Annotated in this window: 1 protein-coding gene; it reads right to left on the bottom strand. The window is 30.6% G+C overall.

The window, feature by feature from the left end; translation table 11 throughout:
- Positions 1–451, bottom strand: a 451-nt coding sequence (locus HMPREF0077_RS10150; RefSeq protein ID WP_004837937.1) for a DNA topoisomerase, incomplete at both ends; no start/stop codon positions are given.

Here is a 451-nt window from a genome sequence, read left to right as displayed (position 1 = left end):
TGGGTATCCAAAACTTGCATAGAGTTTATTTGTTATAAGTCTATATACTTTGGCTTCACTTTCCGGAAGATCTGAAATATCCTTATTTAATGAACTTATCGTTGGAATTATTGCATGATGATCTGTAACTTTTTCAGAATTAAAAACTACCTTAATTCTTTCTGTGTCAAAATCATTTTTTCCTATAATATTATTTACAGTGCTTTCTATCATGTCTACTGTCAAATATCTTGAATCTGTTCGTGGATAGGTAATATACTTCTTTTCATACAGGCTTTGGGCATAATCTAGGGTTTGTTTTGCACTGTATCCAAAATACTTATTACATTCTCTTTGAAGTGTTGTTAGATCAAAGGGCAGATTAGGCTTTGTAATCTTTTCTTTTTTAATTACATCGGTTATTTCAATTTTTTCTCCGATTAAATTTTTAAGCTGCTCTGCCACTATCTTG

Origin of the sequence: Anaerococcus tetradius ATCC 35098 (genome assembly GCF_000159095.1) — a bacterium.
GTDB lineage: Bacteria > Bacillota > Clostridia > Tissierellales > Peptoniphilaceae > Anaerococcus > Anaerococcus tetradius.
This window is presented reverse-complemented; position numbering and strand designations above follow the sequence as displayed.